27 protein-coding genes are annotated in these 26,380 nt (G+C 72.2%); 26 read left to right on the top strand and 1 reads right to left on the bottom strand.

What is annotated here, in order from left to right; translation table 11 throughout:
- Positions 1-2: 2 nt before the first annotated feature.
- The 24 genes from lysA (at position 3) to ACYVDA_RS13660 (ending at position 23,903) form a co-directional block, all read left to right on the top strand.
- Positions 3-1,397 carry a diaminopimelate decarboxylase gene (lysA, locus tag ACYVDA_RS13545; RefSeq protein ID WP_460818911.1) on the top strand — a complete coding sequence of 465 codons (1,395 nt, stop codon included), beginning with the start codon at positions 3-5 and terminating at the stop codon, positions 1,395-1,397.
- 121 nt (positions 1,398-1,518) lie between these two features.
- Positions 1,519-2,832, top strand: a complete 1,314-nt coding sequence (locus tag ACYVDA_RS13550) for a homoserine dehydrogenase (RefSeq protein ID WP_460818912.1) — start codon at positions 1,519-1,521, stop codon at positions 2,830-2,832.
- An 11-nt stretch (positions 2,833-2,843) separates the two neighbouring features.
- Positions 2,844-3,890, top strand: coding sequence for a threonine synthase (gene thrC, locus ACYVDA_RS13555; protein ID WP_460819082.1), 1,047 nt, complete (start codon positions 2,844-2,846; stop codon positions 3,888-3,890).
- A gap of 41 nt (positions 3,891-3,931) precedes the next feature.
- Positions 3,932-4,879, top strand: coding sequence for a homoserine kinase (thrB, locus tag ACYVDA_RS13560; protein WP_460818913.1), 948 nt, complete (start codon positions 3,932-3,934; stop codon positions 4,877-4,879).
- A 229-nt stretch (positions 4,880-5,108) separates the two neighbouring features.
- Positions 5,109-7,739: a transcription termination factor Rho gene (rho, locus tag ACYVDA_RS13565; protein WP_460818914.1), complete on the top strand. Its 2,631-nt coding sequence runs from the start codon at positions 5,109-5,111 to the stop codon at positions 7,737-7,739.
- A gap of 104 nt (positions 7,740-7,843) precedes the next feature.
- A complete protein-coding gene (locus ACYVDA_RS13570; protein WP_460818915.1) occupies positions 7,844-8,215 on the top strand; it encodes a response regulator transcription factor in 372 nt (123 codons plus the stop codon).
- A 45-nt stretch (positions 8,216-8,260) separates the two neighbouring features.
- Positions 8,261-9,322, top strand: coding sequence for a HEAT repeat domain-containing protein (locus ACYVDA_RS13575; protein WP_460818916.1), 1,062 nt, complete (start codon positions 8,261-8,263; stop codon positions 9,320-9,322).
- A complete protein-coding gene (locus ACYVDA_RS13580; RefSeq protein ID WP_460818917.1) occupies positions 9,319-10,827 on the top strand; it encodes a glycosyltransferase family 2 protein in 1,509 nt (502 codons plus the stop codon). The genes ACYVDA_RS13575 and ACYVDA_RS13580 overlap by 4 nt, the downstream gene beginning before the upstream one ends.
- A gap of 179 nt (positions 10,828-11,006) precedes the next feature.
- Positions 11,007-11,228, top strand: coding sequence for a 50S ribosomal protein L31 (gene rpmE, locus ACYVDA_RS13585; protein WP_460818918.1), 222 nt, complete (start codon positions 11,007-11,009; stop codon positions 11,226-11,228).
- A 93-nt stretch (positions 11,229-11,321) separates the two neighbouring features.
- Entirely contained in the window at positions 11,322-12,395 is a 1,074-nt protein-coding gene (gene prfA, locus ACYVDA_RS13590; protein WP_460818919.1) for a peptide chain release factor 1, read from the top strand.
- The gene (gene prmC, locus ACYVDA_RS13595; RefSeq protein ID WP_460818920.1) at positions 12,392-13,255 is read left to right on the top strand and encodes a peptide chain release factor N(5)-glutamine methyltransferase; all 864 of its coding nucleotides are present in this window, start codon (positions 12,392-12,394) and stop codon (positions 13,253-13,255) included. The genes prfA and prmC overlap by 4 nt, the downstream gene beginning before the upstream one ends.
- Positions 13,256-13,291: 36 nt before the next feature.
- A complete protein-coding gene (locus tag ACYVDA_RS13600; protein WP_460818921.1) occupies positions 13,292-14,137 on the top strand; it encodes an L-threonylcarbamoyladenylate synthase in 846 nt (281 codons plus the stop codon).
- Complete coding sequence (locus tag ACYVDA_RS13605; protein WP_460818922.1) at positions 14,130-15,266, top strand: glycosyltransferase family 4 protein; 1,137 nt, start codon at positions 14,130-14,132, stop codon at positions 15,264-15,266. Before ACYVDA_RS13600 ends, ACYVDA_RS13605 begins: the two co-directional genes overlap by 8 nt.
- A 172-nt stretch (positions 15,267-15,438) precedes the next feature.
- The gene (locus tag ACYVDA_RS13610; protein ID WP_460818923.1) at positions 15,439-15,963 is read left to right on the top strand and encodes a hypothetical protein; all 525 of its coding nucleotides are present in this window, start codon (positions 15,439-15,441) and stop codon (positions 15,961-15,963) included.
- 29 nt (positions 15,964-15,992) lie between these two features.
- Complete coding sequence (locus ACYVDA_RS13615) at positions 15,993-16,283, top strand: hypothetical protein (protein WP_460818924.1); 291 nt, start codon at positions 15,993-15,995, stop codon at positions 16,281-16,283.
- Complete coding sequence (gene atpB, locus ACYVDA_RS13620; protein ID WP_460818925.1) at positions 16,280-17,107, top strand: F0F1 ATP synthase subunit A; 828 nt, start codon at positions 16,280-16,282, stop codon at positions 17,105-17,107. The genes ACYVDA_RS13615 and atpB overlap by 4 nt, the downstream gene beginning before the upstream one ends.
- A gap of 82 nt (positions 17,108-17,189) precedes the next feature.
- The gene (gene atpE, locus ACYVDA_RS13625) at positions 17,190-17,411 is read left to right on the top strand and encodes an ATP synthase F0 subunit C (protein ID WP_460818926.1); all 222 of its coding nucleotides are present in this window, start codon (positions 17,190-17,192) and stop codon (positions 17,409-17,411) included.
- 29 nt (positions 17,412-17,440) lie between these two features.
- Entirely contained in the window at positions 17,441-17,998 is a 558-nt protein-coding gene (locus tag ACYVDA_RS13630) for a F0F1 ATP synthase subunit B (RefSeq protein WP_460819084.1), read from the top strand.
- Positions 17,998-18,810: a F0F1 ATP synthase subunit delta gene (locus ACYVDA_RS13635; protein ID WP_460818927.1), complete on the top strand. Its 813-nt coding sequence runs from the start codon at positions 17,998-18,000 to the stop codon at positions 18,808-18,810. Before ACYVDA_RS13630 ends, ACYVDA_RS13635 begins: the two co-directional genes overlap by 1 nt.
- Positions 18,811-18,866: 56 nt before the next feature.
- Positions 18,867-20,504, top strand: a complete 1,638-nt coding sequence (atpA, locus tag ACYVDA_RS13640) for a F0F1 ATP synthase subunit alpha (protein ID WP_460818928.1) — start codon at positions 18,867-18,869, stop codon at positions 20,502-20,504.
- Between the two features lie 6 nt (positions 20,505-20,510).
- A complete protein-coding gene (locus ACYVDA_RS13645; protein WP_460818929.1) occupies positions 20,511-21,452 on the top strand; it encodes a F0F1 ATP synthase subunit gamma in 942 nt (313 codons plus the stop codon).
- A gap of 5 nt (positions 21,453-21,457) precedes the next feature.
- Entirely contained in the window at positions 21,458-22,921 is a 1,464-nt protein-coding gene (gene atpD, locus ACYVDA_RS13650) for a F0F1 ATP synthase subunit beta (protein WP_460818930.1), read from the top strand.
- A 2-nt stretch (positions 22,922-22,923) separates the two neighbouring features.
- Positions 22,924-23,319, top strand: coding sequence for a F0F1 ATP synthase subunit epsilon (locus tag ACYVDA_RS13655; protein WP_460818931.1), 396 nt, complete (start codon positions 22,924-22,926; stop codon positions 23,317-23,319).
- A gap of 134 nt (positions 23,320-23,453) precedes the next feature.
- Positions 23,454-23,903 carry a DUF2550 domain-containing protein gene (locus ACYVDA_RS13660; protein ID WP_460818932.1) on the top strand — a complete coding sequence of 150 codons (450 nt, stop codon included), beginning with the start codon at positions 23,454-23,456 and terminating at the stop codon, positions 23,901-23,903.
- A gap of 11 nt (positions 23,904-23,914) precedes the next feature.
- On the opposite strand, the gene ACYVDA_RS13665 is transcribed toward ACYVDA_RS13660, so the two are convergent.
- Entirely contained in the window at positions 23,915-24,544 is a 630-nt protein-coding gene (locus tag ACYVDA_RS13665; RefSeq protein WP_460818933.1) for a cob(I)yrinic acid a,c-diamide adenosyltransferase, read from the bottom strand.
- Positions 24,545-24,598: 54 nt separating this feature from the next.
- Between ACYVDA_RS13665 and murA the strand changes: the two genes are divergently transcribed.
- Both murA and ACYVDA_RS13675 read left to right on the top strand, forming a co-directional pair.
- The gene (gene murA, locus ACYVDA_RS13670) at positions 24,599-25,915 is read left to right on the top strand and encodes a UDP-N-acetylglucosamine 1-carboxyvinyltransferase (RefSeq protein WP_460818934.1); all 1,317 of its coding nucleotides are present in this window, start codon (positions 24,599-24,601) and stop codon (positions 25,913-25,915) included.
- Positions 25,916-26,048: 133 nt separating this feature from the next.
- Entirely contained in the window at positions 26,049-26,375 is a 327-nt protein-coding gene (locus ACYVDA_RS13675; RefSeq protein ID WP_460818935.1) for an STAS domain-containing protein, read from the top strand.
- Positions 26,376-26,380 lie beyond the last annotated feature (5 nt).

Consider the following 26,380-nt stretch of genomic DNA (forward strand, 5'->3'; position numbering starts at 1 on the left):
TCGTGCGCGCCCACGAGGCGGGCTGGGCCCACGCGGTCGAGTCCGTGCGCGGACCGCAGTGGCTGCGCGAGCCGGCCGACCCCAACGTCCTGGTGCCCCAGCTGTGGTCGGGCTCCGCGCGCAAGGTCGACGGCGTGCTCCAGGTCGGCGGGGTCGCCCTGACCGACCTGGTCGCCGAGCACGGCTCCCCGGCGTACGTCCTGGACGAGGGGGACTTCCGGGCGCGCGCCCGGGCCTTCGGCGAGGCGTTCGAGGGGTGGGGCGTCTACTACGCGGGCAAGGCCTTCCTCTGCACGGCCGTCGCGCGCTGGATCGCGGAGGAGGGGCTCAGCCTCGACGTCTGCTCCGGTGGCGAGCTCGCGGTGGCCGAGCGGGCGGGCTTCCCGATGGAGCGCGTGGAGTTCCACGGCAACAACAAGTCGGTCGCCGAGCTCGAGCGGGCCGTCGGGCTCGGGGTCGGCCGGATCGTGGTCGACTCCTTCACCGAGATCGAGCGCCTGGCCGGCGTCGTGGAGCGCGCGGGCACCCCGGCGCAGGTCCTCGTGCGGGTGACGGCCGGCGTCGAGGCGCACACCCACGAGTACATCGCCACCGCGCGGGAGGACCAGAAGTTCGGGTTCTCGATCACGAGCGGCGACGCCCTGGACGCCGCCCGTCAGGTCCTGGCCACCGACGGGCTCGAGCTGCGGGGGCTGCACTCCCACATCGGGTCGCAGATCTTCGACACCTCGGGCTTCGAGGTCGCCGCCCGGCGGGTGCTGGCCCTGCACGCCACCATCGCCGAGGAGACCGGTCAGGAGCTGCCCGAGCTCGACCTCGGCGGCGGCTTCGGGATCGCCTACACCACCCAGGACACCCCGGCCGAGCCCGCGCAGCTGGCCCAGGAGATGACCCGGATCGTGGTCGAGGAGTGCCGCGCCCGCGGCGTCGCCGTGCCGCACCTGTCCATCGAGCCGGGCCGCGCGATCGCCGGACCCTCGATGTGCACCGTCTACGAGGTCGGCACGGTCAAGGCCGTCGAGCTCGACGGCGGCGCCGTCCGCACCTACGTCTCGGTCGACGGCGGCATGAGCGACAACATCCGCACCGCGCTCTACGACGCCGACTACTCCTGCACCCTGGCCAACCGGACCTCCGCAGAGGTGCCGCTGCTGGCGCGGGTCGTGGGGATGCACTGCGAGTCCGGCGACATCGTGGTCAAGGACGAGTTCCTGCCCGGCGACGTGCGGCCCGGGGACCTCGTGGCCGTGCCGGGCACGGGCGCCTACTGCCGCTCGATGGCCAGCAACTACAACCACGCGCTGCGCCCGCCCGTGGTGGCCGTGCGCGACGGTGCCTCGCGGGCCGTCGTGCGCCGGGAGACGCTGGCCGACCTGCTGGCCACCGACGTCGGCTGAGTCCGACCCACCCGGCTGAGCGCACCTGGCCCCGGCCGACGCCCTCCGGCCCCGGCCGGCCCGCTGCCAGTCCGCGGATGGGTGTCGGGCCGGGGCGTCCGAGGTGCGAGACTGTGCGGCGATGGACGAGCACTCCCCGAAACCAGTCCGCGTCGCCCTGCTCGGGTGCGGAGTCGTCGGGTCCCAGGTGGCCCGGCTGCTCCACGAGCAGGCCGGCGACCTCGCCGCGCGCGTGGGCGCTCCCGTCGAGCTCGTCGGGATCGCCGTGCGCCGTCTCGGGCTGACCCGTGACGTCGACCTGCCCGAGTCGCTGTTCACCACCGACGCGGAGGCCCTCGTGGCCCGCGACGACGTGGACGTGGTGGTCGAGGTCATCGGCGGCATCGAGCCCGCCCGCACCCTGATCCTGCGGGCGCTCGAGCACGGCGCCAGCGTGGTCTCGGCCAACAAGGCGCTGCTGGCCGAAGACGGCGCGACGCTCTTCGCCGCGGCCGAGCGCGCCGGGCGGGACCTCTACTACGAGGCGGCCGTCGCCGGCGCGATCCCGATCCTGCGCCCGCTGCGCGAGTCGCTGGCCGGAGACCAGGTCACCCGCGTCCTCGGGATCGTCAACGGCACCACGAACTACATCCTGGACAAGATGCACACCACCGGGGCCGGCTTCGACGAGGCGCTCCAGGAGGCCCAGGACCTGGGGTACGCCGAGGCCGACCCGACCGCCGACGTCGAGGGCTTCGACGCCGCCGCCAAGGCCGCGATCCTCTCCAGCCTGGCCTTCCACACCCGCGTCACCGCGGCCGACGTGCACCGCGAGGGCATCGCCGAGGTCACCGCCAGCGACGTCGCCTCGGCCACCGAGATGGGCTGCGTGGTCAAGCTGCTCGCCATCTGCGCCGTCGAGCAGGGCCCCGACGGCCCGAGCGTGTCGGCCCGCGTCCACCCCGCGATGATCCCGACCAGTCACCCGCTGGCCAGCGTCCGCGGCGCCTACAACGCCGTGTTCGTCGAGAGCGAGGCGGCGGGTCAGCTGATGTTCTACGGCCCCGGCGCCGGCGGCGCCCCGACCGCGAGCGCGGTGATGGGTGACCTGGTGACCGTCGCGCGCAACCGCCTCTCCGAGGTCCGCGGCGCCGGCGAGTCGGCGTACGCCGACCTCCCGGTGCTGCCGATGGGCAGCACCCAGACCCGCTACCACGTGCAGATCGACGTCGACGACAAGGCCGGCGTGCTCGCCGCCGTCGCGCTGGCGTTCGCCGAGCACGGGGTCTCGATCCAGACCGTGCGCCAGGAGGGCCGCGGCGACGACGCCCAGCTGGTCGTCGTCTCCCACCGCGCCAGCGACGCCGACCTGGCCGCCACGGTGGAGAACCTGCGGCGGATGCCGCACGTGCGCGACGTGTCCTCGGTGATGCGCGTGGAGGGGGAGACCGAGTGAGCCGCGCCTGGATGGGAGTCATCGAGGAGTACCGCGACCGCCTCGACATCCCCGAGAGCACCCCGACCATCACCCTGCGCGAGGGCGGGACGCCGATGGTGTCCTCCTCGTGGCTCAGCCACCTCACCGGCGCCGAGGTGTGGCTCAAGGTCGAGGGCGACAACCCGACCGGGTCCTTCAAGGACCGCGGCATGACCGTCGCGCTCTCGGTCGCGGTCGGCCAGGGTGCCGAGGCCGTGGTCTGCGCCTCCACCGGCAACACCTCGGCCTCGATGGCGGCGTACGCCGCGCGGGCCGGCGTCAAGCCGCTCGTGCTGGTGCCGCAGGGCAAGATCTCGGCCGGCAAGCTCGCCCAGGCGATCGTGCACGGTGCCCAGGTGATCATGGTGCGCGGCAACTTCGACGACTGCCTGCGGATCTCGCGCGGCCTGGCCGAGCACTACCCGGTCGCGCTGGTGAACTCCGTCAACCCGATGCGGCTCCAGGGCCAGAAGACCGGCTCCTTCGAGATCGTCGACTTCCTGGGCGACGCCCCCGACGTGCACGTGCTGCCGACCGGCAACGCGGGCAACATCTCGGCGTACTGGATGGGCTACCGCGAGGCCCACCAGGCCGGCGAGACCACCCACCTGCCGGTCATGCGGGGCTGGCAGGCGGCCGGGGCCGCGCCGCTCGTCCACGGCGCCCCGGTGACCGACCCCGAGACCGTGGCCTCGGCCATCCGGATCGGCAACCCGGCGTCGTGGGACCTGGCCATGGACGCCGCCTCGTCCTCGGGCGGCCGCTTCCGCTGCGTCTCCGACACCGAGATCCTCGAGGCCCAGCGCGAGCTGGCCTGCCGCGACGGCGTGTTCGTCGAGCCCGCCTCGGCGGCCGGCGTGGCCGGGCTGCTGCTGGAGGCCCAGGAGGGCGTGCGGTACGACGGCGAGCGGATCGTCGTCACCGTGACCGGCCACGGGCTCAAGGACATCGACACCGCGCTCTCCACCTTCACCGACCTCGTCGACACGGTCTGCGACGCCGACGTCGAGTCGGCGGCGGCGGCCGCGGGCCTGTAGTGGCCGCGGCAGGAGCGTCGTCGTCCGCGACCCCCGGGGTCGTGCCGCCGTCGTTCGTCACCGGACCGGTCACCGTGGAGGTGCCGGCCACCACCGCGAACCTGGGCCCCGGCTTCGACTGCCTGGGCCTGGCCCTGGAGCTGAGCGACACGCTCACCGGGGAGGTCGGCGGTCCGCTCCCGAGCGGAGCCACCGGGAGCCCGGGTCTCGAGGTGGTGCTCGAGGGCGAGGGCGCGGACGACCTCCCGCGCGACGAGCGGCACCTGGTGGTGCGCTCGATGCGGGCCGCCTTCGAGCGGCTCGGGGGCCAGCCCGAGAGCCTGCGTCTGCGCTGCACCAACCGGATCCCGCACAGCCGGGGGATGGGCTCCTCCTCGGCGGCGATCGTGGGTGGCATCGTGCTGGCCCGTGCCCTGGTCCAGGACGGCGCCACGCTGCTGCCCGACGCCGCGGCGCTGGAGCTGGCCAACGCGATCGAGGGTCACCCCGACAACGTCGCGCCGGCCCTGCTGGGCGGCTTCGTGGTCGCGGGCCAGGCGGACGGCGAGGTCTGGGCCCAGCACGTGCCCGTCGCCGCCGGCATCTCCGCCGTCGTCGCCGTGCCCGCCGAGGGCGTGGCCACCGAGGTGGCCCGCGGACTGCTGCCGGCGACCGTCCCGCACGCGGAGGCCGCCGCCAACACCGGTCGGGCGGCGCTGCTCGTCGCCGCGATGTCCGCGGCCCCGGAGCGGCTGCTGCGGGCCACCGAGGACTTCCTGCACCAGCAGCAGCGCGAGCCGGCGATGCCCGCCACGCTGGCGCTGGTCCGCGCGCTGCGCGAGCGCGGCGTGCCGGCGACGGTGAGCGGCGCCGGGCCCACGGTGCTGGCGCTCGCGACCGACGACGAGGCCCGCGAGCCCCTGCGCCGCCTCGTGGAGGAGCTCGCGCCCGCGGGGTGGACCGTGCTCCCGCAGAGCGTCGGTGGCGCCGGAGCCCGCGTGCTAGCGTGACCGACGCGTCACGACCCGGCCTCCCGCGAGCAGACGCGGACACGGGGCCGAGGAGTGTCGGACGCTCGTCGACCACCTCCTCCCGATCCTCCGCCCGCGAGACGCGGACCCGCGCCACCGGCGCGGCGCCGCGTCCCCCGCGGGCAGGCCGTGCCGGAGGATCGGCGGTCACCGCACCGACCCGGATGCTGCGACGTCGTCGTACTCCGTCCCAGGGGAAGGACCCCGCATGACCGACACCACCGAGACCGGACCCGACGCCGGGGACGGTCCCGCCGCTGCGCGCGCAGGTCGCAAGAGCGGGCTCGACGCCATGCTCCTGCCCGAGCTGAAGCGGATCGCCGGCGGCCTGGGCATCCGGACCACCGGGCTCCGCAAGGGCGCCCTGGTCGAGGCCATCAAGGACCACCAGACCCGTACGACGGGCCCCGCCCGCACCGCCGCGGCACCGCAGGTCACCGATGGCCCCGCCGCCCCGACCGGCCCGACCGGCCCGACCGGCCCGACCGGCCCGACCGGCCCGGCCGACGACGGTCGCGGCGCCGCGGAGGCGACCGGGGGTCGCGCGGCCGGTCCGTCCGGGTCCGCGGGTCCCTCCGCTGCGTCCGCGGAGCAGGGCGGCGACCAGCCGACGGCGAACCGTCGCTCCCGTCGCGCCTCGGTGCCCGACCGGCGGCACCAGGAGACCGGCGCGGCCGCGTCCGGCGCGCAGGCCCCGGCAGGAGTCGCAGAGGGGAGCCCCGCGGCTGGTCGGAGCGACGACGGCCGCCGTGAGGGCGCCTCCGACCGACCCGTCCGTGAGCAGGGCCGTGAGCAGGCCGGCGAGCAGGCCGGCGGGCAGGTCGGCGAGCAGACCGGTGAGCAGGGTGCCGGTCAGGACCGGTCCGAGGGCGGCGAGTCCCCCTCCAAGCGCGCCCGACGCGCCCGGCAGGACCGCCAGGACGCGCAGGACCAGTCCGGGTCCGACGAGAACCGCGGGTCGCAGGGTGGCGCGTCGGACGGTCGCCAGCGCGACGCCGGCGACCGCACCGCGTCCGACGACCGTGCGGGCGGCTCGGACCGCCGGGGCGACCGGCAGGACGGCAATCGTCAGCAGGGCGCTGACGACCGTCAGGGCCGGGGCGACCGGCAGGACGGGAACGGTCAGCAGAGCGGCGACGACCGTCAGGGCCGGGGCGACCGGCAGAACGGGACCGAGCGGCGGGCCGGCGGCGACGCCCAGGACGACCAGGACCGCTCGGGCCGCCAGGGTGGGAAGGACCGCCAGGGTGGCAACGACCGGCAGGGCGGCAGCGACCGCCAGGACGGCGCCGAGAGCTCCCGCAACGGGGCCCGCGGCAACGAACGCCAGGGCGGCGGCGACCGGACCGGCGCCGACGACGGCCGCACCCAGGACCGCAACGGCGGCGGGGACGACCGCAGCGGCAACGACCGGAACGGCAACGACCGGAACGGCGGCGGCAACGACCGTCAGGACGACGACGAGGACGGCGGCTCGCGCCGCAACCGTCGGCGCCGCGGCCGGGACCGCGACCGGCAGTCGCTCTCCGGCGGCGCGGGCAACCAGGGCAACGACGGCGGCGGCAACCAGGGCAACCAGGCCGGTCAGGGCAACCAGGGCAACCAGGGCGGTCGGGGGTCCCAGGCGCAGGACCGTGCGGGCCAGGGGTCCGGCGGTCGCGGCGGCCGTCACGAGCCCGACCTGCAGATCCTCGAGGACGACGTCCTGGCCCCGTGCGCGGGGATCCTGGACCTGATGGACAACTACGCCTTCGTCCGCACCAGCGGCTACCTGCCCGGCGCCGACGACGTCTACGTCTCGATGTCGTTGGTCCGCAAGTTCGGCCTGCGGCGCGGCGACGCCGTCGTGGGCCAGGTGCGCCAGCCCCGCGAGGGGGAGCGCAAGGAGAAGTTCAACCCGCTGGTGCGCATCGACAGCGTGAACGGCGCCGAGCCCGACTCGGCACGCTCCCGCGTCGAGTTCGCCGCGCTCACCCCGCTCTACCCCTCCGAGCGCCTGCGGATGGAGACCACGCCGGCCAACCTGATCGGTCGCGTGATCGACGTGACCGCGCCGATCGGCAAGGGGCAGCGCGGCCTGGTCCTGTCCCCGTCGCAGGCGGGCAAGACCAAGGTCCTCCAGTCCATCGCCACCTCGGTGACCGCCAACAACCCCGAGTGCCACCTGATGGTGGTGCTGGTCGACGAGCGTCCCGAGGACGTGACGGAGTTCCAGCGCGTGGTCAAGGGCGAGGTGGTCAGCTCGACCTTCGACCGCTCGCCCACGGACCACACGATCGTGGCCGAGCTGGCGATCGAGCGGGCCAAGCGCCTGGTCGAGCTGGGTCACGACGTCGTGGTGCTGCTCGACGGCCTCACCCGGCTCGCCCGGGCCTACAACCTCACCGGGTCGGGCGGCCGGACGCTGCCCGGCGGGGTCGACTCGTCCGCGCTGCACCCGCCCAAGCGGTTCTTCGGCGCCGCTCGCAACATCGAGGACGGCGGCTCCCTGACGATCCTGGCCACGGCCCTGGTCGGCAGCGGGTCGCGCACCGACGAGGTGATCCTCGAGGAGTTCACCAGCACGGCCACCATGGAGCTCCACCTGCGCCGGGAGTACGCCGACCAGCGGGTCTTCCCGGCCGTCGACCCGGTCCGCTCCGGGACCCGGCGCGAGGAGCTCCTGATGGGCCAGGAGGAGCTGGCGATCGTGTGGAAGCTGCGTCGGTCGCTGTCGAAGGTGGGGGGCCAGGAGGCCCTCGAGACGCTGCTCGCCCGGTTGCGCGGCACGCAGACCAACATGGAGTTCCTGACCCAGGTCCAGAAGGATCCGGTGGCCCCGGCACCGCAGGCTCGCTGATCCTGCGCACGACAGGCTTTCCAGGGGTGCCCGATATGCCCGTGGAGACCTCCTGGTATGGATATGCTCATCCGGTTCGACGTACGACTGACGAGGGGACACACATGGCGCGCATCGTGATCGCGGACGACGACGCAGACATTCGCGAGCTCGTCGTGTTCAAGCTGCGCCACGGTGGCCACGACGTGGTCCCTGTCGGCGACGGTGCTGCCGCGGTCGAGGCCTGCACCGCCGAGAAGCCCGACCTGGTGATCCTGGACGTGATGATGCCCGGCATGAGCGGCCTCGACGCCGCCCGGGCGCTGCGTCAGGACTCCGCGATGGACGGCCTGCCGATCATCATGCTGACCGCCCGGGCCCAGGAGTCCGACATCGAGCAGGGCTTCGAGGCCGGCGCGGACGACTACATCGTCAAGCCCTTCAGCCCCCGCGAGCTCGCCTCGCGCGTGTCGGCGGTCCTGGCCCGGAGTCGCTGACCTGGTGGAGGTCCACCCGTGATCCCGGCGGGTCCGGTCGCCGGGATGGCGACCACGGGGTTCCTCGGGATCAGCTGGATCCTGCTGATCGTGTTCACGGTCCTGGCGGTCGTGTGCTTCGTCCTGCTGGTGCTGACCCGCGCCGCGCGTGACGTCTGGGCCGTGCGCAGCGAGCAGCGGCGCGAGGTGGTCCGGCACGGCATCTTCGACCTCGTCATGGGCGACGAGGCCGAGTCGGTCGGGGCCCGCCGGGCCCTGGCGGCCACCTCCGGCCGCCGCCGGCGCCGGGTGCAGGACCAGATCCTGACGATGCTGCCCAAGCTGCGCGGCGACTCCCGCGAGACCCTGGTCGCGCTGATGCTCGCCCAGGGGGCCGAGGCCCGGGCCGTCTCGCTGACCCGCTCGCGCTCGGCGGTGCGTCGCTGCCGGGGCGCCTTCCAGCTGGGCGTGCTGGGCCTGACCGAGCACCTCCCCCTCGTCGTGCGCCTCCTGGGCGACCCCGCGTTCCTCGTGCGCCGGGTGGCGGTGAGGTCCCTGGGCAACATGGGCGACCCCCGGGCCGTGCGTCCGCTGCTGCTGCTGGGGGAGCACGACAACCGGCTCACCCGCGACCTCGTCTACGCCCTGGACCGCCTGGGCGCGGCCGCCACCCGCGAGCTGCGGGCCGTGCTGTCGGAGCGGCTGGCGGCGGGGGACCACCTCCACCTCGACCCCGCCGCCGTGGTCCTGGGCCTGATCGGCGACCGGGAGGCCATCGACGTGCTCGCAGCCGGCCTGGAGTCGGAGAACCCCTCCCTGGCCCAGTCCTGCGCCGAGGCCCTGGGGCGGATCGGGGCCCCCGAGAGCATCCCGCCGCTGGTCGCGGCCCTGCTGGACCTGCGGCCCAACGTGCGGGCCGCGGCCGCTCACGCGCTGGGCTCGATCGGCTCCTCGGTGGCCGCCGACAGCCTGGCCGACGTGGTCGAGGAGGAGGAGCCCCAGGTGTCGCGCCAGGCGGCCGAGGCCCTGCTGCGGCTGACGGCCGGGCGGGCGCTGCTTGAGGCCAGCGGGTCGGCGTACGCCCGTGAGGCGCTGGCGCTCGACGCGATCCGCGGGGCGCGACGATGACCGGGGTGCTCGGGTCGGACCTGGCCCCGCTGCTGCTGGGGCTCTCCGGGTCGTGGGTCGGCACCGTGCTGACGATCATGGGCTGGTTCTTCATCAGCTACTCGGTCGCGATCAACACCAGCTTCGTCGTGCTCACCTTCCTGGCGATGGCCGACTTCACCGCCTACCGGCGCAAGGTGGCCTTCGCGGCGTACGACGAGAGCTTCGCCGAGCCCCTCGCCCGGGGCGTCTCGGTCCTGATGCCCGCCTACAACGAGGAGATGACCATCGTCGCCTCGGTCCAGGCGATGACGTCCCTGCGCTACCCCGACTTCGAGGTCGTGGTGATCGACGACGGCTCCAAGGACGCCACCGTGCGCACGATGGTCGAGGCCTTCGAGATGGTCGAGATCCCGCTGGCGCTGGCCCCGATGGTCCCGGTCAAGGGCGAGGTCCTGAGCACCTGGGTCAGCACCCGCGGGGCGATGAACCTCCTGCTCGTGTGCAAGGCCAACGGCGGCAAGGCCGACGCGCTCAACGTGGGCATCAACGTCGCCCGCAAGGAGCTGGTCTGCATGGTCGACGCCGACTCGCTGCTCGACCCCGACGCGCTGCTCCACGTCTCGCGACCCTTCGCCGACGACCCGGAGCGGGTGATCGCCTCGGGCGGGGTGGTGCGGGTGGCCAACGGCTCGACCATCTCCCAGGGTCGTGTCACCGAGATCGCGATGCCGCGACGCTGGCTGGCCCGGGTGCAGGTCGTGGAGTACCTCCGCGCCTTCCTGATCGGGCGCGCCGGCTGGTCGGCGGCCGGGGGGCTGCTGATCATCTCCGGGGCCTTCGGCATGTTCCGCCGCGACATCCTCTTCGAGGTCGGCGGCGTCGCCACCGACTGCATCGGCGAGGACGCCGAGCTGGTGGTCCGGCTCTACCGCTGGATGGGCGACAACGACGTCGACGGGCGCATCGTGTTCGTCTCCGAGCCGGTGGCGTGGACCGAGGCCCCGGAGACCCTCGAGGTGCTGCGCAAGCAGCGCTCGCGCTGGCACCGCGGGCTGACCGAGATCTTCTCCCGGCACCGCGGCATGCTGCTGCGGCCGCGCTACGGCTTCATCGGGATGATCACGATGCCGTGGTTCCTGCTCTTCGAGCTGCTGGCGCCGTTCGTCGAGGTCTTCGGGCTGGCCTACTTCGTGGTGGTGATGGTGCTCCTGGTCCTGGGCCGGACCGGACTGGTTCCCGCCGACTGGGTCTCGCTGCCCGTCGTGGTCATCCTGCTCTCCACCTCGGTGGCGTTCTCGATCATGATGAGCCTGGTCGCGCTGATGGCCGAGGAGCTGTCCTACCGGCGCTACCGCGGGGTGCCGGGCCTGCTGGTCGCGGTCCGGGCCGCGATCGAGGAGAACATCGGCTACCGCCAGCTGACCGCCCTGTGGCGGGTGCGCGGCACGGTCGACGCCCTGCGCGGCTCGACCCACGTCTGGGGCGAGATGAAGCGTCGGGGCTTCTCCGACCCGGGGTCCTGAGCCCCCGTCGCACGGCGTACGCCGAGCGGGAACAGACGGGGGGTCTCCCCGGTTGTGCTCCTCGTGTGCAGCCGATTCGCACGCGTGGCGACGTCGGTGGCACACTTGGACGCTGGCTACCGGTTCACGTCCCCCGCTGGGGGACGACCCGGTGAGGCCCTGACCCGAGAGGACGCTTCATGCAGAACGACATCCACCCCGACTACGTGACCACCCAGGTGAGCTGCACCTGCGGCAACACGTTCACCACCCGCAGCACCCGCAAGAGCGGCGAGATCCGCTCCGAGGTCTGCTCCAACTGCCACCCCTTCTACACCGGCAAGCAGAAGATCCTCGACACCGGCGGCCGCGTCGCCCGCTTCGAGGCCCGCTACGCCAAGAAGGCTCCTGCCAAGAAGTAGCTCCACCGGGTCGGTGGGGTCACGGGTCCGCCCGTGGCCCCACCGTTTCCACGTCCCCGTCCGGGACCACCTCGCACCCCCAGGAGCCGCCCCGTGTTCGAAGCCGTCGAATCCCTCGCTGCCGAGCACGCCGAGATCGAGACCAAGCTGGCCGATCCCTCGGTGCACGCCGACCAGGGCCTGGCCCGGCGCCTGAACCAGCGGTACGCCGAGCTCAGCGCCATCGTGCGCGCCCACGGCGAGTGGCTCCAGGTCCTCGACGACCTCCAGGCCGCCCGCGAGCTGTCCGGCGAGGACGAGGCCTTCGCCGAGGAGGCCGAGCAGCTCGAGCGGGCCCGTCTGGTCGCCGAGGAGCGGCTGCGCCACCTGCTGGTGCCCCGCGACGCCGCCGACGGCAAGGACGTGCTGTTCGAGATCAAGTCCGGCGAGGGCGGCGAGGAGTCCGCGCTGTTCGCCGGCGACCTGCTGCGGATGTACACCCGCTACGCCGAGCGGCGGGGCTGGTCGACCGAGGTGCTGGACTCCACCGAGTCCGACCTGGGGGGCTACAAGTCGGTGACCCTCGCGGTGAAGGCCAAGGGCACCCCGGCGCCCGGCGAGGCGCCGTACGCCCTGCTGAAGTTCGAGGGCGGCGTGCACCGCGTCCAGCGCGTGCCGGTCACCGAGAGCCAGGGCCGCGTGCACACCAGCGCGGCCGGCGTCCTGGTGATGCCCGAGGCCGAGCAGGTCGACGTGCAGGTCAACGACAACGACCTGCGCATCGACGTCTACCGCTCCAGCGGCCCCGGCGGGCAGAGCGTCAACACCACCGACTCGGCCGTGCGGATCACCCACCTGCCGACCGGCATCGTGGCCAGCTGCCAGAACGAGAAGTCGCAGCTGCAGAACAAGGAGTCCGCGATGCGGATCCTCCGCGCGCGGCTTCTCACCGCCGCCCAGGAGGCGGCCGACGCCGAGGCCAGCGACGCCCGGCGCTCCCAGGTGCGCACGGTCGACCGCTCCGAACGGATCCGCACCTACAACTACCCCGAGAACCGGATCTCCGACCACCGCACCGGCTACAAGTCCTACGACCTCGACCGGGTGCTGGACGGCGACCTGGAGGCCGTCGTCGACTCCTGCGTCCAGGCCGACCTGACCGCGCGGCTCGAGGCGCTCGGCGAGTGAGCACCCCGGCGAGGGTCCGACCACTGCTGCGCGACGCCGCGGCCCGGCTCGCGGCCGGGGGCGTGGCCAGCCCCGAGCACGACGCCGCCGAGCTGCTCGCGCACGTGCTCGGCACCACCCGGGGCCGGCTGCCGCTGGTCGAGGAGGTCGCAGCCGACCGGGTGACGGCGTACGACCTGCTGGTGGGGCGCCGCGCCGCCCGCGAGCCGCTGCAGCACCTCACCGGGACGGCCGCGTTCCGCCACGTCGAGCTGGCCGTGGGCCCCGGGGTGTTCGTGCCGCGGCCCGAGACCGAGCTGCTGGCCGGCTGGGCGGTGGACCGGGCCGTCGAGGTCCTCGCCGCGGGGCGGACCCCGGTCCTGGTCGACCTGTGCACCGGCTCGGGGGCCATCGCCGCCAGCCTGGCCCACGAGGTCGCGCCCGCCCAGGTCCACGCGGTCGAGCTCGACCCCGACGCCCACGCCTGGGCCGAGCGCAACCTCGCCGCCACGGGGGTCGACCTGCGCCTGGGCGACATGGCCGGGGCCTTCCCCGAGCTGGACGGCACCGTCGACGTGGTGGCCTGCAACCCGCCGTACATCCCGTTGGAGGCGTTCGCGAGCGTGGCCCCCGAGGCCCGCGACCACGACCCGTCGCTGGCGTTGTGGTCGGGGGAGGACGGCCTGGACGCAATGCGTGTGCTGGAGCGCGAGGCGGCCCGGCTGCTGCGCCCCGGGGGCTGGGTCGGGGCCGAGCACGCCGACGTGCAGGGGGAGTCGGCGGCGCAGGTGTTCCTCGACGCCGGTCGCTGGTCCCACGTGCGCGACCACGAGGACCTGGCAGGTCGTGCGCGGTTCGTGACGGCGCGGCTGGCACGATGACCCCATGAGCACCCCGGCCGTCCGCAGGAGCCGTCGGTGAGCGAGCGCTTCGACCTCACCGACCCCGCGCAGCGCGAGGCAGGCCTCGCCGCCGCCGTCGCCGCCGTGCGCCGGGGGCAGCTGGTCGTGCTGCCGACCGACACCGTCTACGGCCTCGGGGTCGACGCCTTCGACGCCGACGGCGTCCAGCGGCTGCTCGACGCCAAGGGGCGCGGTCGCGACATGCCGCCCCCGGTCCTGGTCTCCGCCGCGACCACCCTCGAGGCGCTCGCCACCGAGCTGCCCGACTGGGCCCAGGGGCTGGTCGAGCGCTTCTGGCCCGGTCCGCTGACCCTGGTCTGCCGTCAGCAGCCCTCCCTGCGGTGGGACCTGGGGGAGGCCCGCGGCACGGTCGCCGTGCGGATGCCCGACGACGAGGGGGCCCTGGAGCTGCTGGGCCGCACCGGCCCGATGGCCGTGTCCTCGGCCAACCTGACGGGCCGTCCCGCCGCGACCGACGCCGACGCCGCCGAGGAGATGCTCGGCGGCTCCGTGGAGGTCCTGCTCGACGGCGGACCCAGCGCGGGCGCGGTCGCGTCCACCATCGTCGACTGCACCGGGGAGCGCCCCCTGGTCCTCCGCGAGGGCGCGATCGACCGTGCCGTGCTCGCCGCGGCCCTGGAGGAGCTCGGCACCACCCTGGTCGACGAGCACGACGAGCACGACGAGCACGACGAGGACGACGACGAGCCCGCTGCCGAGGACCCCGCTGCTGAGGACCCCGCCGAGCAGCCCGCGGACGACGACGCCCCCGCCGCGGAGGACGCGTCGTCCGAGCACCCCGACCCCCGGGACGGCGCAGCCTCCGGGGACGAGGGGTCGCCCGAGGACCGCGGTGCGTGAGTACCTCCTGGTCTTCCTGGTGGCCGCGGTCGTCAGCTACCTGCTGTGCGTCTTCGCCCGCGAGGCCGCGATCCGCTCCGGCGCGGTCGCCCGGGTGCGCGACCGCGACGTGCACGCCGCCCCGATCCCGTACTTCGGCGGCGTGGCGATGCTGGGCGGGCTCGGGGCGGGCTTCCTCCTCGCCCGCCACCTGCCGTTCCTGAGCACCTCCCAGCCGTTCGTCTTCCACGACGCGGGCTACGTCCTCATCGCCGGCGCCATGATCTGCGCCGTCGGGGTCCTGGACGACCTGATCGAGCTCGACGCCCTGACCAAGCTGGGCGGCCAGATCGTCGCGGCCGGCTTCCTGGTCCTCAACGACGTCAAGCTGTTCTCGATCAAGCTCCCCGTCTACGGCCAGCTCTCGCTGGACCCGACCCAGGCCGGCCTGCTCACCGTGCTGCTGGTCGTGGGGACCATGAACGCCGTGAACTTCGTCGACGGCCTCGACGGGCTGGCCGGGGGCGTGGTGCTGATCGGGGCGCTGGCCTTCTTCTTCTTCTCCTACCGACTGGCCGACACCAACGGCGAGACCCTGGCCATCACCGCCGCGCTGCTGTGCGCCGCGATGGGCGGCGCCTGCCTGGGGTTCCTGCCCCACAACTTCTTCCCGGCCCGGATCTTCATGGGCGACTCGGGCTCGATGCTGCTCGGCCTGGTGCTCTCCGGCTCCGCGCTCACCCTGACCGGCCAGTTCGCCAGCGTCTCGGTGGAGAGCTCGGGCAACGGGTTCCTGCTGATGCTGCTGCCGATCCTGCTCCCGATCTCGATCATGGTGGTGCCGCTCGCGGACCTGGTGCTGGCCGTCGTGCGCCGCACGCGCCGCGGCCAGGCGTTCTACCAGCCCGACAAGGAGCACCTGCACCACCGGCTCCTCGAGATCGGCCACAGCCAGCGTCGGGCCGTGCTGATCATGTGGATGTGGGCCGGCCTGATCGCCTTCGGCGGCGTCCTGGTCGGTCTCTACTCCGGCCCGCTGACCTGGGCCGCCCTCGCCGTCGGCTTCGTCCTCACCGTGGTGCTCACCTTCGTCGTGCCCCGCGTCCAGCGCCCCGGTGACCTCTGGGCCGAGGACCACCTGCCGACCTGACCACGGCCCGCCGGCACGGTCCGCTGCGCCTCCCCACGCACCTGGAGGTGGTGGGGACGGATTCTGAGGTCCGCAGACTTTGTGCTAACTTTCACAAGCGCTGTGAACCGCCTGATGACATTCACGTCACGCACGTGAAAGAGTCCTCGAGACGACGACGACGAGGCCGCCAATGACGACGACCGCCCGCCCCGCCCAGGGGCAGACCCGAGGGACGACTCACCGAGTCCTCCTGGGTGCTGGCGCGGCCACGGCCGTCCCCGTCGCACTCCTCGCGATCCTGGGCGCCCTGCTGGTCGGGTCGTCGGCGGCCTGGGGCGCGGTCGTGGGCGGTGGACTGTCGCTCGTCCTCCTCTTCGCCGGTGCCCTCCTGGTCGCCTCCGCGACCGCCGTGAGTCCCCAGACCTCGCTGGTGGTGGCCATGACGACCTTCCTGATGGTCGTGGTCGTGGCTGCCGCCGGGTTCTACGCGCTCGAGGCGACCGGGTTCGTGGGACGCGTCGTCGCCACCCGCTGGGTCGCGGGCGGCGTGGCCGTCACCGGGGTCGCGTGGTCCCTGGCGCACCTGGTGGGTCACGCGCGTTCACGCGTGCTCGCCTTCGACTCCGGTCCGGCTGGCGCCACGGACCCGTCCGGTGGGACCGCCACCGCCGACCCCGCGCCCGCCTCCGGGGCCCCGAAGGTGCGTGTTCCGTGACCTCGACCGACTGCTACGCTCCCGACGCAATGGCTCAGCAGGACCCGGCGCGCGACACGTTTGCGAGTGGCGACCCCTGGCACGCTTTCGGCTACCTGGTCTCCGGGGTCTTCTTCTACGGACTCCTGGGCTGGCTGGCAGATCGGTGGCTCGGGACGACGTTCCTCGTCGCGCTCGGGGTCGTGGTGGGCGCCGTGCTGGGGGTCTTCCTGACCTGGTCCAGGTTCAGGCTCGCGCCTGAACCCGTCGCACCAGCCTCGAGGACCGCACCGGCAGCACCGACGTCACCGACCGTTCCCCCGACACAGGAGAAGCAGTGAGCCTGATCCCCACGCTCCTCGTCCACGCGGAGAAGTTCACTCCCCCCGGCCCCGCGGACTTCAACCTGCCTCCCATCGGGCCGGGCAGCGAGTTCAAGTTCCTGGGTCAGCCGATGTACCTCGCGGTGACCAAGCCGATGGTGCAGCTGGTGCTCGCGGCCGTCCTCGTCTTCGTGTTCTTCCGGATCGCCTCGGCCAAGCGCTCGATGGTCCCGGGCAAGCTGCAGTACGTCGGTGAGCTCGGCTACGGGTTCGTCCGCAACTCCCTGGGCCGCGACATCATCGGGTCCAAGGACTTCATGCGCTACGTCCCGTTCCTGTTCGCGCTGTTCTTCTTCGTGCTGTTCAACAACGTGATGGCCACCATCCCGTTCCTCCAGTTCCCGACCTTCTCCCGCTCGGGCCTGGTCTACGGCCTGGCCCTGATCAGCTGGCTGGTCTACCTCGGCGCCGGCATCAAGGCCAAGCACGGTGTGCTCGCCTACCTCAAGCACCAGTGCGTGCCCCCGGGCGTGCACGGCCCGATGCTCTTCCTGCTCGTCCCGCTGGAGTTCCTCTCCAACATCCTGGTCCGCCCGCTCACGCTGGCCCTGCGACTCTTCGCCAACATGCTCGCCGGTCACCTGCTGCTGATCCTGTTCTCGCTGGGCGGGGAGTACCTCCTGGTCCACGGCGCGGGCCTGATCAAGCCGGTCGGCATCCTGGCGTGGCTGATGTTCATCGCCATCGCCTTCCTCGAGGTGCTGGTGCAGTTCCTCCAGGCCTACGTCTTCACGCTGCTCAACGCGCTCTACATCGCCGGCGCCATCGCCGACGAGCACTGAGCCCACCCGAACGTCCCGGCCCCGGCCGGGTGCACGACCACAACTGAACAACCACCTGTGCATCAATCGAAAGGAAACAGCCATGCTCTCGCTGGCTCTCAACGGCTCCGTCAACATGGTCGGCTACGGCCTCGCCGCCATCGGCCCCGGCATCGGCATCGGCCTGATCTTCGCCGCCTACATCCAGGGCGTCGCGCGTCAGCCCGAGGCTCAGGGTCGCCTGCAGACCATCGCGTTCCTGGGCTTCGCGCTCGCCGAGGCCCTGGCGATCATCGGTATCGCCCTCGCCTTCGTCATCTCGTGACCCTGCCCTCCTGAAGGACTCACATGTACCTGAACCCCCTGGCGGAGAAGCTCAACCCGCTGGTCCCGCACCCGATCGAGATCGTTCTCTCGATCGTGGTGTTCGGCCTGCTCTACTTCCTCGCGAAGAAGTACGTCGTCCCCAACTTCGAGCAGACGTTCGCCGAGCGCACGTCCGCCATCGAGGGCGGTCTGAAGGCGGCCGAGACCAAGCAGGCCGAGGCCGACGCCAAGCTCGCCGAGCTCGAGCAGCGCCTCTCCGAGGCCAAGCACGAGGCCTCGCGCATCCGTGAGGAGGCCCGTGAGCAGGGGGCGCAGATCGTCGCCGAGATGCGCGAGCAGGCTCAGCAGGAGTCGGCCCGCATCGTCGAGAACGGCAAGTCCCAGATCGAGGCCGAGCGCCAGCAGGCGGTCACCTCGCTGCGGGCCGAGGTGGGCTCCCTGGCCACCTCGCTGGCCGGACGCATCGTCGGCGAGAGCCTGGAGGACGAGGACCGCGCTTCCCGCGTGGTCGACCGGTTCCTGGCCGACCTCGAGATGCACGAGCGCGCGGCTGACGCCGGCTCCACCACCCCCGGGGCCAGCTGATGTCCGTCTCCGACCTGCGTGGCGCCTCTCGCGAGGCGCTCGACGCCCTGACCCAGCGGGTCCAGGGCGTCAGCGGTGAGGACGCGTCCCGGCTGGGCGAGGACCTGTTCGGCGTGGCCACCCTGCTGCGCTCCGAGCCGGGGCTGCGCCGGGTCGTGACCGACCCGTCCACCGACGCCTCGGCCAAGTCCGACCTCGTCCGGGGGATCCTCTCCGGCAAGGTCGGGGACGCCGCCCTCGAGCTCGTCGCCGACGGCGTCGAGCGACGGTGGACGCGTCCGCGCGACCTCGCGGACGCCCTGGAGCACCTCGGTGTGGTCGCCGTGGTCAGCTCCGCGGGCGACGACTCCGACCGGCTCTCCGACGAGCTGTTCGCGGTCGCCCGGATGCTGGGGGAGCAGGGCGACCTGCGCACCGCGCTCTCGGACCCCGCACGGTCGACGCAGGACAAGAGCCGCCTGCTCGCCGACATCCTCGGCGGCCGTACCCTCCAGGCCACCCTCCGGCTGGCCCAGCAGGCCCTCGCCGGGAGCCACCGCAGCGTGGTGGTGGGGATCGAGGAGTACCAGAAGCTGGCCGCCGACGCCCACGGGCAGAGCGTGGCCGAGGTCGTGGTGGCCCACGAGCTCACCGAGCAGGAGACCTCGCGTCTCCGCGAGGCGCTGAGCAGCCAGTACGGCCGCAAGGTCCACCTCAACGTCGTCGTCGACCCCGACGTCCTCGGCGGGGTGCGCGTGGAGATCGGTGACGACGTCATCGACGGCACGGTCTCCAGCCGGCTCGACGACGCACGACGCAGACTGGCCGGCTGACCGGCCCACCCAGCACTTCACCGACGACCATCAGCACCAGAGAGTAGGGACGAACAATGACGGAGCTTTCGATCCGTCCGGAAGAGATCCGGGACGCGCTGCAGAAGTTCGTGTCGGACTACCAGCCGGACGCGTCCAGCAAGGAAGAGGTCGGCGTCGTCGCCGAGGCCGGTGACGGCATCGCCCGCGTGTCCGGCCTCCCCTCGGCCATGGCCAACGAGCTCCTGGAGTTCGAGAACGGCACCCTGGGCCTCGCCCTGAACCTGGACACCCGTGAGATCGGTGTCGTCATCCTCGGTGAGTTCGACGGCATCGAGGAGGGCCAGAAGGTCCGCCGCACCGGCGAGATCCTGTCCGTCCCCGTCGGCGACAACTTCCTGGGCCGCGTCGTGGACCCGCTCGGCACCCCCATCGACGGCCTCGGCGACATCGAGTCCGACGAGCGTCGCGCCCTGGAGCTCCAGGCTCCCGGCGTGATGGCGCGCAAGTCGGTGCACGAGCCCCTGGCCACCGGCATCAAGGCGATCGACGCCCTGACCCCGATCGGCCGCGGCCAGCGCCAGCTCATCATCGGCGACCGCTCGACCGGCAAGACCACGATCGCGATCGACACGATCATCAACCAGCGCCAGAACTGGGAGTCCGGTGACCCGGACAAGCAGGTGCGCTGCATCTACGTCGCCATCGGCCAGAAGGGCTCGACCATCGCCTCGGTGCGTGGCGCCCTCGAGGAGGCCGGCGCGCTGGAGTACACGACCATCGTGGCCGCTCCCGCCTCCGACTCCGCGGGCTTCAAGTACCTCGCGCCGTACACCGGCTCGGCCATCGGTCAGCACTGGATGTACGACGGCAAGCACGTCCTCATCGTGTTCGACGACCTGAGCAAGCAGGCCGACGCCTACCGCGCCGTGTCTCTGCTGCTGCGCCGCCCGCCGGGCCGCGAGGCGTTCCCCGGCGACGTGTTCTACCTGCACAGCCGCCTGCTCGAGCGTTGCGCGAAGCTGTCCGACGACCTGGGACACGGCTCGATGACCGGCCTCCCGATCGTGGAGACCAAGGCCAACGACGTGTCGGCCTTCATCCCGACCAACGTCATCTCGATCACCGACGGCCAGATCTTCCTCCAGTCGGACCTCTTCGCCTCCAACCAGCGCCCGGCCATCGACGTCGGTGTGTCGGTCTCCCGCGTGGGCGGTGCGGCCATGACCAAGGCGATGAAGTCGGTCACCGGCTCGCTCAAGGTCGAGCTGGCGCAGTTCCGCGCCATGGAGGCGTTCGCGATGTTCGCCTCCGACCTCGACGCCGCGTCGCGCCAGCAGCTGGACCGCGGTCAGCGCCTGATGGCCCTGCTCAAGCAGCCGGCGTACTCGCCGTACCCGCTGGAGAACATGGTCGTCTCGCTCTGGCTCGGCACCTCGGGTGGCCTGGACCGCGTCCCCACCGACGACGTCCTGCGCTTCGAGCAGGAGTTCCTGGACTACCTGCACCGCTCGCACGACGGGCTGCTCTCGGGCATCCGCGAGAGCGGCAAGTTCGAGGACGAGGCCGGCGTCAAGGACGCCTACGACTCGTTCCTGGACCAGTTCGAGACCTCCGAGGGCAACTCGATCAAGCCCGGCAAGGAAGCCGAGGCCGAGGCTCTGGACGACGACGACGTCGAGCAGGAGCAGATCGTCAAGCAGAAGCGGAGCTGACCACCCATGGCTCTATCGCTGCGTGAGTACCGCGCGCGGATCAAGTCGACCGAGTCGATGAAGAAGATCACGCGCGCCATGGAGCTCATCGCTGCGTCCCGGATCATCAAGGCGCAGCAGCGGGCACAGGCGGCAGCGCCGTACGCCCGTGAGCTGACGCGTGCGGTCTCGGCCGTCGCGACCTTCTCCAACGTCGAGCACCCCTTGACCACGGAGCCCGAGGACCCCAAGCGGGTCGCCGTGCTGATCGTGACCAGCGACCGCGGGCTGGCCGGTGCCTACTCCTCGAGCGTGCTCAAGGAGTCCGAGCGCCTCACCCAGAAGCTGAAGGACGAGGGCAAGGAGGTCGAGCTCTACGTCTCCGGACGCAAGGGCGAGGGCTACCTGCGGTTCCGCAACCGTCCCGTGGTGAAGACCTGGACCGGTCACTCCGACCAGCCCAGCTACGAGGTGGCGCGCGAGATCGGGGAGGCGCTGATCGGCGCCTTCCTGCACGACCCGGAGCACCCGGACGAGAGCCGTGCGCTCGAGGGGTCGGAGGGTGTCGACGAGGTGCACGTGGTCTACACGCGCTTCAAGTCGATGCTCGTGCAGGAGCCGACCACCGTGCGGCTGCTGCCGCTCGAGGTCGTCGAGGGCGAGGAGAAGCCCTCGGACTCCGAGGTCCTGCCGCTCTACGAGTTCGAGCCGTCGCCGTCGGAGGTCCTCGACGGGCTGCTGCCGCGCTACGTCCAGAGCCGGATCTTCTTCGCCCTGCTGCAGGCGGCCGCCTCCGAGCTGGCCGCCCGTCAGAAGGCGATGAAGTCGGCGACGGACAACGCCGACGAGCTGATCAAGAAGTACACCCGAATCGCCAACCAGGCACGCCAGGCCGGCATTACCCAGGAAATCAGCGAGATCGTCGGTGGCGTCAACGCGCTGGCCGACGCGAACGCCGGGAGTGAGTGAGAGACATGACTGCCACTGTTGATGAGCACAAGACCCAGAAGGACCAGGGCGGGGTGGGCCGCATCGCCCGCGTCACCGGCCCGGTCGTGGACGTCGAGTTCGCTGCCGACGCCATGCCCGAGATGTACAACAAGCTCGAGGTCGAGCTCGAGCTGAGCGGGGAGAAGCGGATCCTCTCGATGGAGGTCGCCCTCCACATCGGTGACGGCATGGTCCGCGCGATCTCGCTGCAGCCCACCGACGGCCTCGTCCGCGGTGCCCAGGTGCGCGACACCGGCAACCCGATCTCCGTGCCCGTGGGCGACGTGACCAAGGGCCACGTCTTCAACGCGCTCGGCGAGTGCCTCAACCTCGAGGAGGGCGAGGAGCTGGACGTCACGGAGCGCTGGGGCATCCACCGCCAGGCGCCCTCGTTCGACCAGCTCGAGTCGAAGACCCAGATGTTCGAGACCGGCATCAAGGTCATCGACCTGCTCACCCCCTACGTCCAGGGCGGCAAGATCGGCCTGTTCGGTGGTGCCGGCGTCGGCAAGACCGTGCTGATCCAGGAGATGATCGCCCGCGTCGCCAAGGACCACGGTGGCGTCTCGGTGTTCGCCGGTGTCGGCGAGCGCACCCGTGAGGGCAACGACCTCATCGTCGAGATGGAGGAGGCCGGCGTCATCGGCCAGACCGCCCTCGTCTTCGGCCAGATGGACGAGCCGCCGGGCACCCGCCTGCGGGTCGCGCTGTCCGCACTGACGATGGCGGAGTACTTCCGCGACGTGCAGAACCAGGACGTGCTGCTCTTCATCGACAACATCTTCCGGTTCACCCAGGCCGGCTCGGAGGTGTCCACCCTGCTGGGTCGGATGCCCTCGGCCGTGGGCTACCAGCCCAACCTGGCCGACGAGATGGGTCAGCTCCAGGAGCGGATCACCTCGACGCGCGGTCACTCGATCACCTCGATGCAGGCGATCTACGTCCCCGCCGACGACTACACCGACCCGGCGCCGGCCACGACGTTCGCCCACCTGGACGCCACGACCGAGCTGTCCCGCGAGATCGCCTCGCTGGGCATCTACCCGGCCGTGGACCCGCTGACCTCGACCTCGCGGATCCTCGACGCGCAGTACATCGGCCAGGAGCACTACGACTGCGCCATCCGGATCAAGCAGATCCTGCAGCGCAACAAGGAGCTCCAGGACATCATCGCGATCCTCGGTGTCGACGAGCTGTCCGAGGAGGACAAGGTCATCGTCTCGCGGGCCCGTCGCATCCAGCGGTTCCTGTCGCAGAACACCTACGTGGCCAAGCAGTTCACCGGCATCGAGGGCTCGACGGTCCCCGTGGCCGACACCATCGAGGCGTTCAACAAGATCGCCGACGGTGAGTACGACCACGTGGCCGAGCAGGCCTTCTTCATGTGCGGTGGTCTCGACGACGTCGAGAAGAAGTGGGCCGAGATCCAGAAGCAGACCGGGGAGTAGTCGTGAGCGACGACAGCCTGCGGGTCGAGCTGGTCGCCGCCGACCGTCTGGTGTGGTCGGGCGAGGCGAAGATGGTCGTCGCCCGCACGACCGAGGGTGACGTCGGCATCCTGCCGAACCACGCCCCCCTGCTCTCGCTGATGGTGGACGGCGTCGTCGACGTGCAGACCACCGACGGCGAGACCTGGATCGCGGCCGTGGACGCGGGGTTCCTCTCCGTGGCCCACAACCGGGTCTCGATCCTGTCCGAGCACGCCCAGATGTCGCACGAGATCGACCTCGAGCAGGCCCGGCACGACCTCGAGCGGGCCAAGGAGAGCGGCGAGAACGACGACGACGCCCAGGCCGCCGTCCGGCGGCACGAGGCTCGGGTCCGCGCGGCCGAGCAGGCCGGCTGACCCGGCGTACACGACCGGTCGGAACGTACGACGCGCAGCAGGGCCGCCCCCATCGACGGGGCGGCCCTGCTGGCGTTTCCGCGATCTCCTAGGGTGGGCCACTCACACCCCTTCGACGGCGGAACGAGGGATCGATGCCGGTCTGGCAGTGGGTTCTGGACTCGTCCGGCGTCGTGCTGTCCCTGCTGCTGCTCTTCGGTCTCCTGCTCGTCGTCCGCCGACGGCTCCTGGCCCGCAACGGCGGCACCTTCGAGCTCAGCGTCCGTGACGCCGCGCAGCCCGGCGGCAAGGGCTGGGTGCTGGGCATGGGCCGCTACCGTGACGACTCGCTGGAGTGGTACCGGATCTTCTCGCCGGTGCCGCGTCCCAAGCGGGCCTGGCGTCGCAACGACCTGGTCCTGGTGCAGCAGCGCGACCCGGTCGGGACCGAGGAGTTCTCCCTGTACGCCGGCCACCTGGTCGTGCTGTGCCGGACCCCCCGCGGCGAGACCGAGCTCGCGCTCAGCCCCAGCTCGCTGACCGGCTTGCAGTCCTGGCTCGAGGCCGGGCCGCCCGGATCACGTCCCTCGCGCCCCTCGCGGTAGCGGGGTCCCGCTCAGCCGTCGTCGCGGGTGCGCGACGACCGGGAGGCCCGGGCCGGCTTCGTGCGCTCCCCGCCAGGCACCCAGAGGACGTCGCCGGCGGCGCGGTTGGCGTGCCGGGCGAGGATGAAGAGCAGGTCCGAGAGCCGGTTGAGGTAGGTCAGGGTGAGGACGTTCATCGACGCCTCGTGCTCGGCGTACGCCGCCCAGCCGGCCCGCTCGGCGCGTCGGCAGATCGTGCGCGCGACGTGGAGGTGGGCCGCCGCGGGGGTGCCCCCGTTGAGGATGAACGAGCGCAGGGCGGGCAGCTGCTCGTTGTAGTGGTCGCACCACTGCTCGAGGCGCTCGACGTAGTCCGGCTCGATCCGCAGCGGGGGGTACTCCGGGTCGGGGACGACCGGCGTGCAGAGATCGGCGCCCACGTCGAAGAGGTCGTTCTGCACGTGGACGAGCAGCTCGCGCACGTCGTCGTCGAGCCCGTCGGGGTCGCCGGTCGCGAGCACCACGCCGAGGTGGGCGTTGGTCTCGTCGACGTCGGCGTAGGCCTCGAGCCGCAGGTCGGTCTTGGTGGTCTCGCTCATGTCGCCGAGACGGGTGGTGCCGCCGTCGCCGGTGCGGGTGTAGATGCGGGTGAGGTTGACCATGCCGACACCCTAGGTGGTCGGTCCCCACGTCTCGCGCTCACTAGAGTACGGCGCATGGGCAGCTTCCGAGTGGCGTCGCACGGGCCCCTGTCGCGGCCCCTCTCGGGCACCGTCCACGTCGGTGGGGCCAAGAACTCCGCGCTCAAGCTGCTGGCGGCGACGCTGCTGGCCCCGGGCCGCTCGGTGGTGCACAACGTCCCCGACATCCTCGACGTCGCGGTGATGGGTGACCTGCTGCGCCGGCTGGGCTGCGAGGTCGAGATCACCTACCCCGACGTGGTCGACCCCGTCAGCGGCTCGACCAGCGGCCGGGCGGTCGTCGTGGTCCCCGAGGAGCTGACCCCCGAGGCGCCGTACGAGCTCGTGCGCCGGCTGCGCGCCTCGATCGCCGTGCTCGGCCCCCTGGTGGCCCGCTGCCACCGCGCCAGCGTGGCCCTCCCCGGCGGGGACGCCATCGGCTCGCGCGGCCTCGACATGCACATCACGGGGCTGGAGGAGCTGGGCGCCACGGTGCGCATCGAGCACGGGCAGGTGGTGGCCGAGGTGGCCCACGAGCTCGTCGGTGCCCCCCTCAAGCTCGACTTCCCCTCGGTCGGGGCCACCGAGAACCTGCTGATGGCCTCCGTGCTCGCCCGGGGGACCACCGTCATCGACAACGTGGCGCGCGAGCCCGAGATCGTCGACCTGTGCCGGATGCTGACCGCGATGGGCGCCCGGATCGACGGCACCTCCACCTCCACCCTCACCGTGGAGGGTGTCGACCGGCTGGACCCGGTCGAGCACACGACCGTCACCGACCGGATCGTCACCGGCACCTGGGTGTTCGCGGCCGCCATCGCCGGGGGCGACGTGGTCGTCTCGGGCGGCGTGCCGGAGCACCTCGACATCGTCCTGGACAAGCTGGTCGGGGCCGGCGCCGAGGTGCGCACGCTCGAGCACGGCTTCTCGGTGCACGCCCACCGCCGGCTGCGCTCCTTCGACGTGGCGACGCTGCCGTTCCCGGGCTTCCCCACCGACCTCCAGCCGTTCGCGATGGCGCTGGCGGCGGTCTCCGACGGCACCGCGATGATCACCGAGAACGTGTTCGAGGCCCGCTTCATGTTCGCCCAGGAGCTCGCCCGCCTGGGGGCCGACCTGCGCACCGACGGCCACCACGCGGTGGTCCGGGGCGTCCCGCGCCTCTCGGGGGCGCCGGTCGTGGCCCACGACATCCGGGCCGGGGCCGCCCTGGTGCTCGCCGGCCTGGCGGCGCAGGGGACCACCGAGGTGGCCGAGTCGCACCACGTCGACCGCGGCTACCCCTCCTTCGCGGAGGCCCTGCGGGCCGTCGGAGCCGACGTCGAGCGGCTGCCCGACCCTCCCGGGGCATAAGTCCCTGGCGTCCCACGCCCCTCCCGGGTCAGGATGAGACGTGTCGTCTCGTAATTCCGTGGCCCTCTCCGGCGCGTCCTGGAACCTGTGAGGCGTACCACGCGTCGATCATGGGTAGGGGTAGGCAAGGGGGGTGAGGCTCGTGATGGAGCACTCGACCGACGGGGACACGCTCGAGCTCACGGGATCGCTCGACGTGCGCTGCACCGCGGAGCTGCGGGTGGTGCTGTACGGGTTGATCGAACGCACCCCGGGAGACGTCGTGGTCGACATCTCGCGGGTGGACTCGGTCGACATGACCACGCTCAAGATGCTGGCGGTGGCGAACCGCGTCGCCGAGCGGGGCGGTCACCGGGTGGTGCTGCGTGGCTGCTCGACCGGCGTACGGCGACTGCTGCACCTCTCGCACCTGCGCTCGATGATCCCGGTGGAGCCGGCCGAGCGCGCCGACGCCGTGTGACTTTT

Source organism: Nocardioides korecus, from assembly GCF_054778395.1.

Coding starts and splice junctions, on each gene's coding strand:
- ACYVDA_RS13550 (WP_460818912.1), top strand. CDS start 1,519: ATGGACGAGCACTCCCCGAAACCAGTCCGCGTCGCCCTGCTCGGGTGC.
- thrC (WP_460819082.1), top strand. CDS start 2,844: ATGGGAGTCATCGAGGAGTACCGCGACCGCCTCGACATCCCCGAGAGC.
- rho (WP_460818914.1), top strand. CDS start 5,109: ATGACCGACACCACCGAGACCGGACCCGACGCCGGGGACGGTCCCGCC.
- ACYVDA_RS13570 (WP_460818915.1), top strand. CDS start 7,844: ATGGCGCGCATCGTGATCGCGGACGACGACGCAGACATTCGCGAGCTC.
- ACYVDA_RS13575 (WP_460818916.1), top strand. CDS start 8,261: ATGGCGACCACGGGGTTCCTCGGGATCAGCTGGATCCTGCTGATCGTG.
- ACYVDA_RS13580 (WP_460818917.1), top strand. CDS start 9,319: ATGACCGGGGTGCTCGGGTCGGACCTGGCCCCGCTGCTGCTGGGGCTC.
- rpmE (WP_460818918.1), top strand. CDS start 11,007: ATGCAGAACGACATCCACCCCGACTACGTGACCACCCAGGTGAGCTGC.
- ACYVDA_RS13610 (WP_460818923.1), top strand. CDS start 15,439: ATGACGACGACCGCCCGCCCCGCCCAGGGGCAGACCCGAGGGACGACT.
- ACYVDA_RS13615 (WP_460818924.1), top strand. CDS start 15,993: ATGGCTCAGCAGGACCCGGCGCGCGACACGTTTGCGAGTGGCGACCCC.
- atpE (WP_460818926.1), top strand. CDS start 17,190: ATGCTCTCGCTGGCTCTCAACGGCTCCGTCAACATGGTCGGCTACGGC.
- ACYVDA_RS13635 (WP_460818927.1), top strand. CDS start 17,998: ATGTCCGTCTCCGACCTGCGTGGCGCCTCTCGCGAGGCGCTCGACGCC.
- atpA (WP_460818928.1), top strand. CDS start 18,867: ATGACGGAGCTTTCGATCCGTCCGGAAGAGATCCGGGACGCGCTGCAG.
- ACYVDA_RS13645 (WP_460818929.1), top strand. CDS start 20,511: ATGGCTCTATCGCTGCGTGAGTACCGCGCGCGGATCAAGTCGACCGAG.
- atpD (WP_460818930.1), top strand. CDS start 21,458: ATGACTGCCACTGTTGATGAGCACAAGACCCAGAAGGACCAGGGCGGG.
- ACYVDA_RS13660 (WP_460818932.1), top strand. CDS start 23,454: ATGCCGGTCTGGCAGTGGGTTCTGGACTCGTCCGGCGTCGTGCTGTCC.
- ACYVDA_RS13665 (WP_460818933.1), bottom strand. CDS start 24,544: ATGGTCAACCTCACCCGCATCTACACCCGCACCGGCGACGGCGGCACC.
- murA (WP_460818934.1), top strand. CDS start 24,599: ATGGGCAGCTTCCGAGTGGCGTCGCACGGGCCCCTGTCGCGGCCCCTC.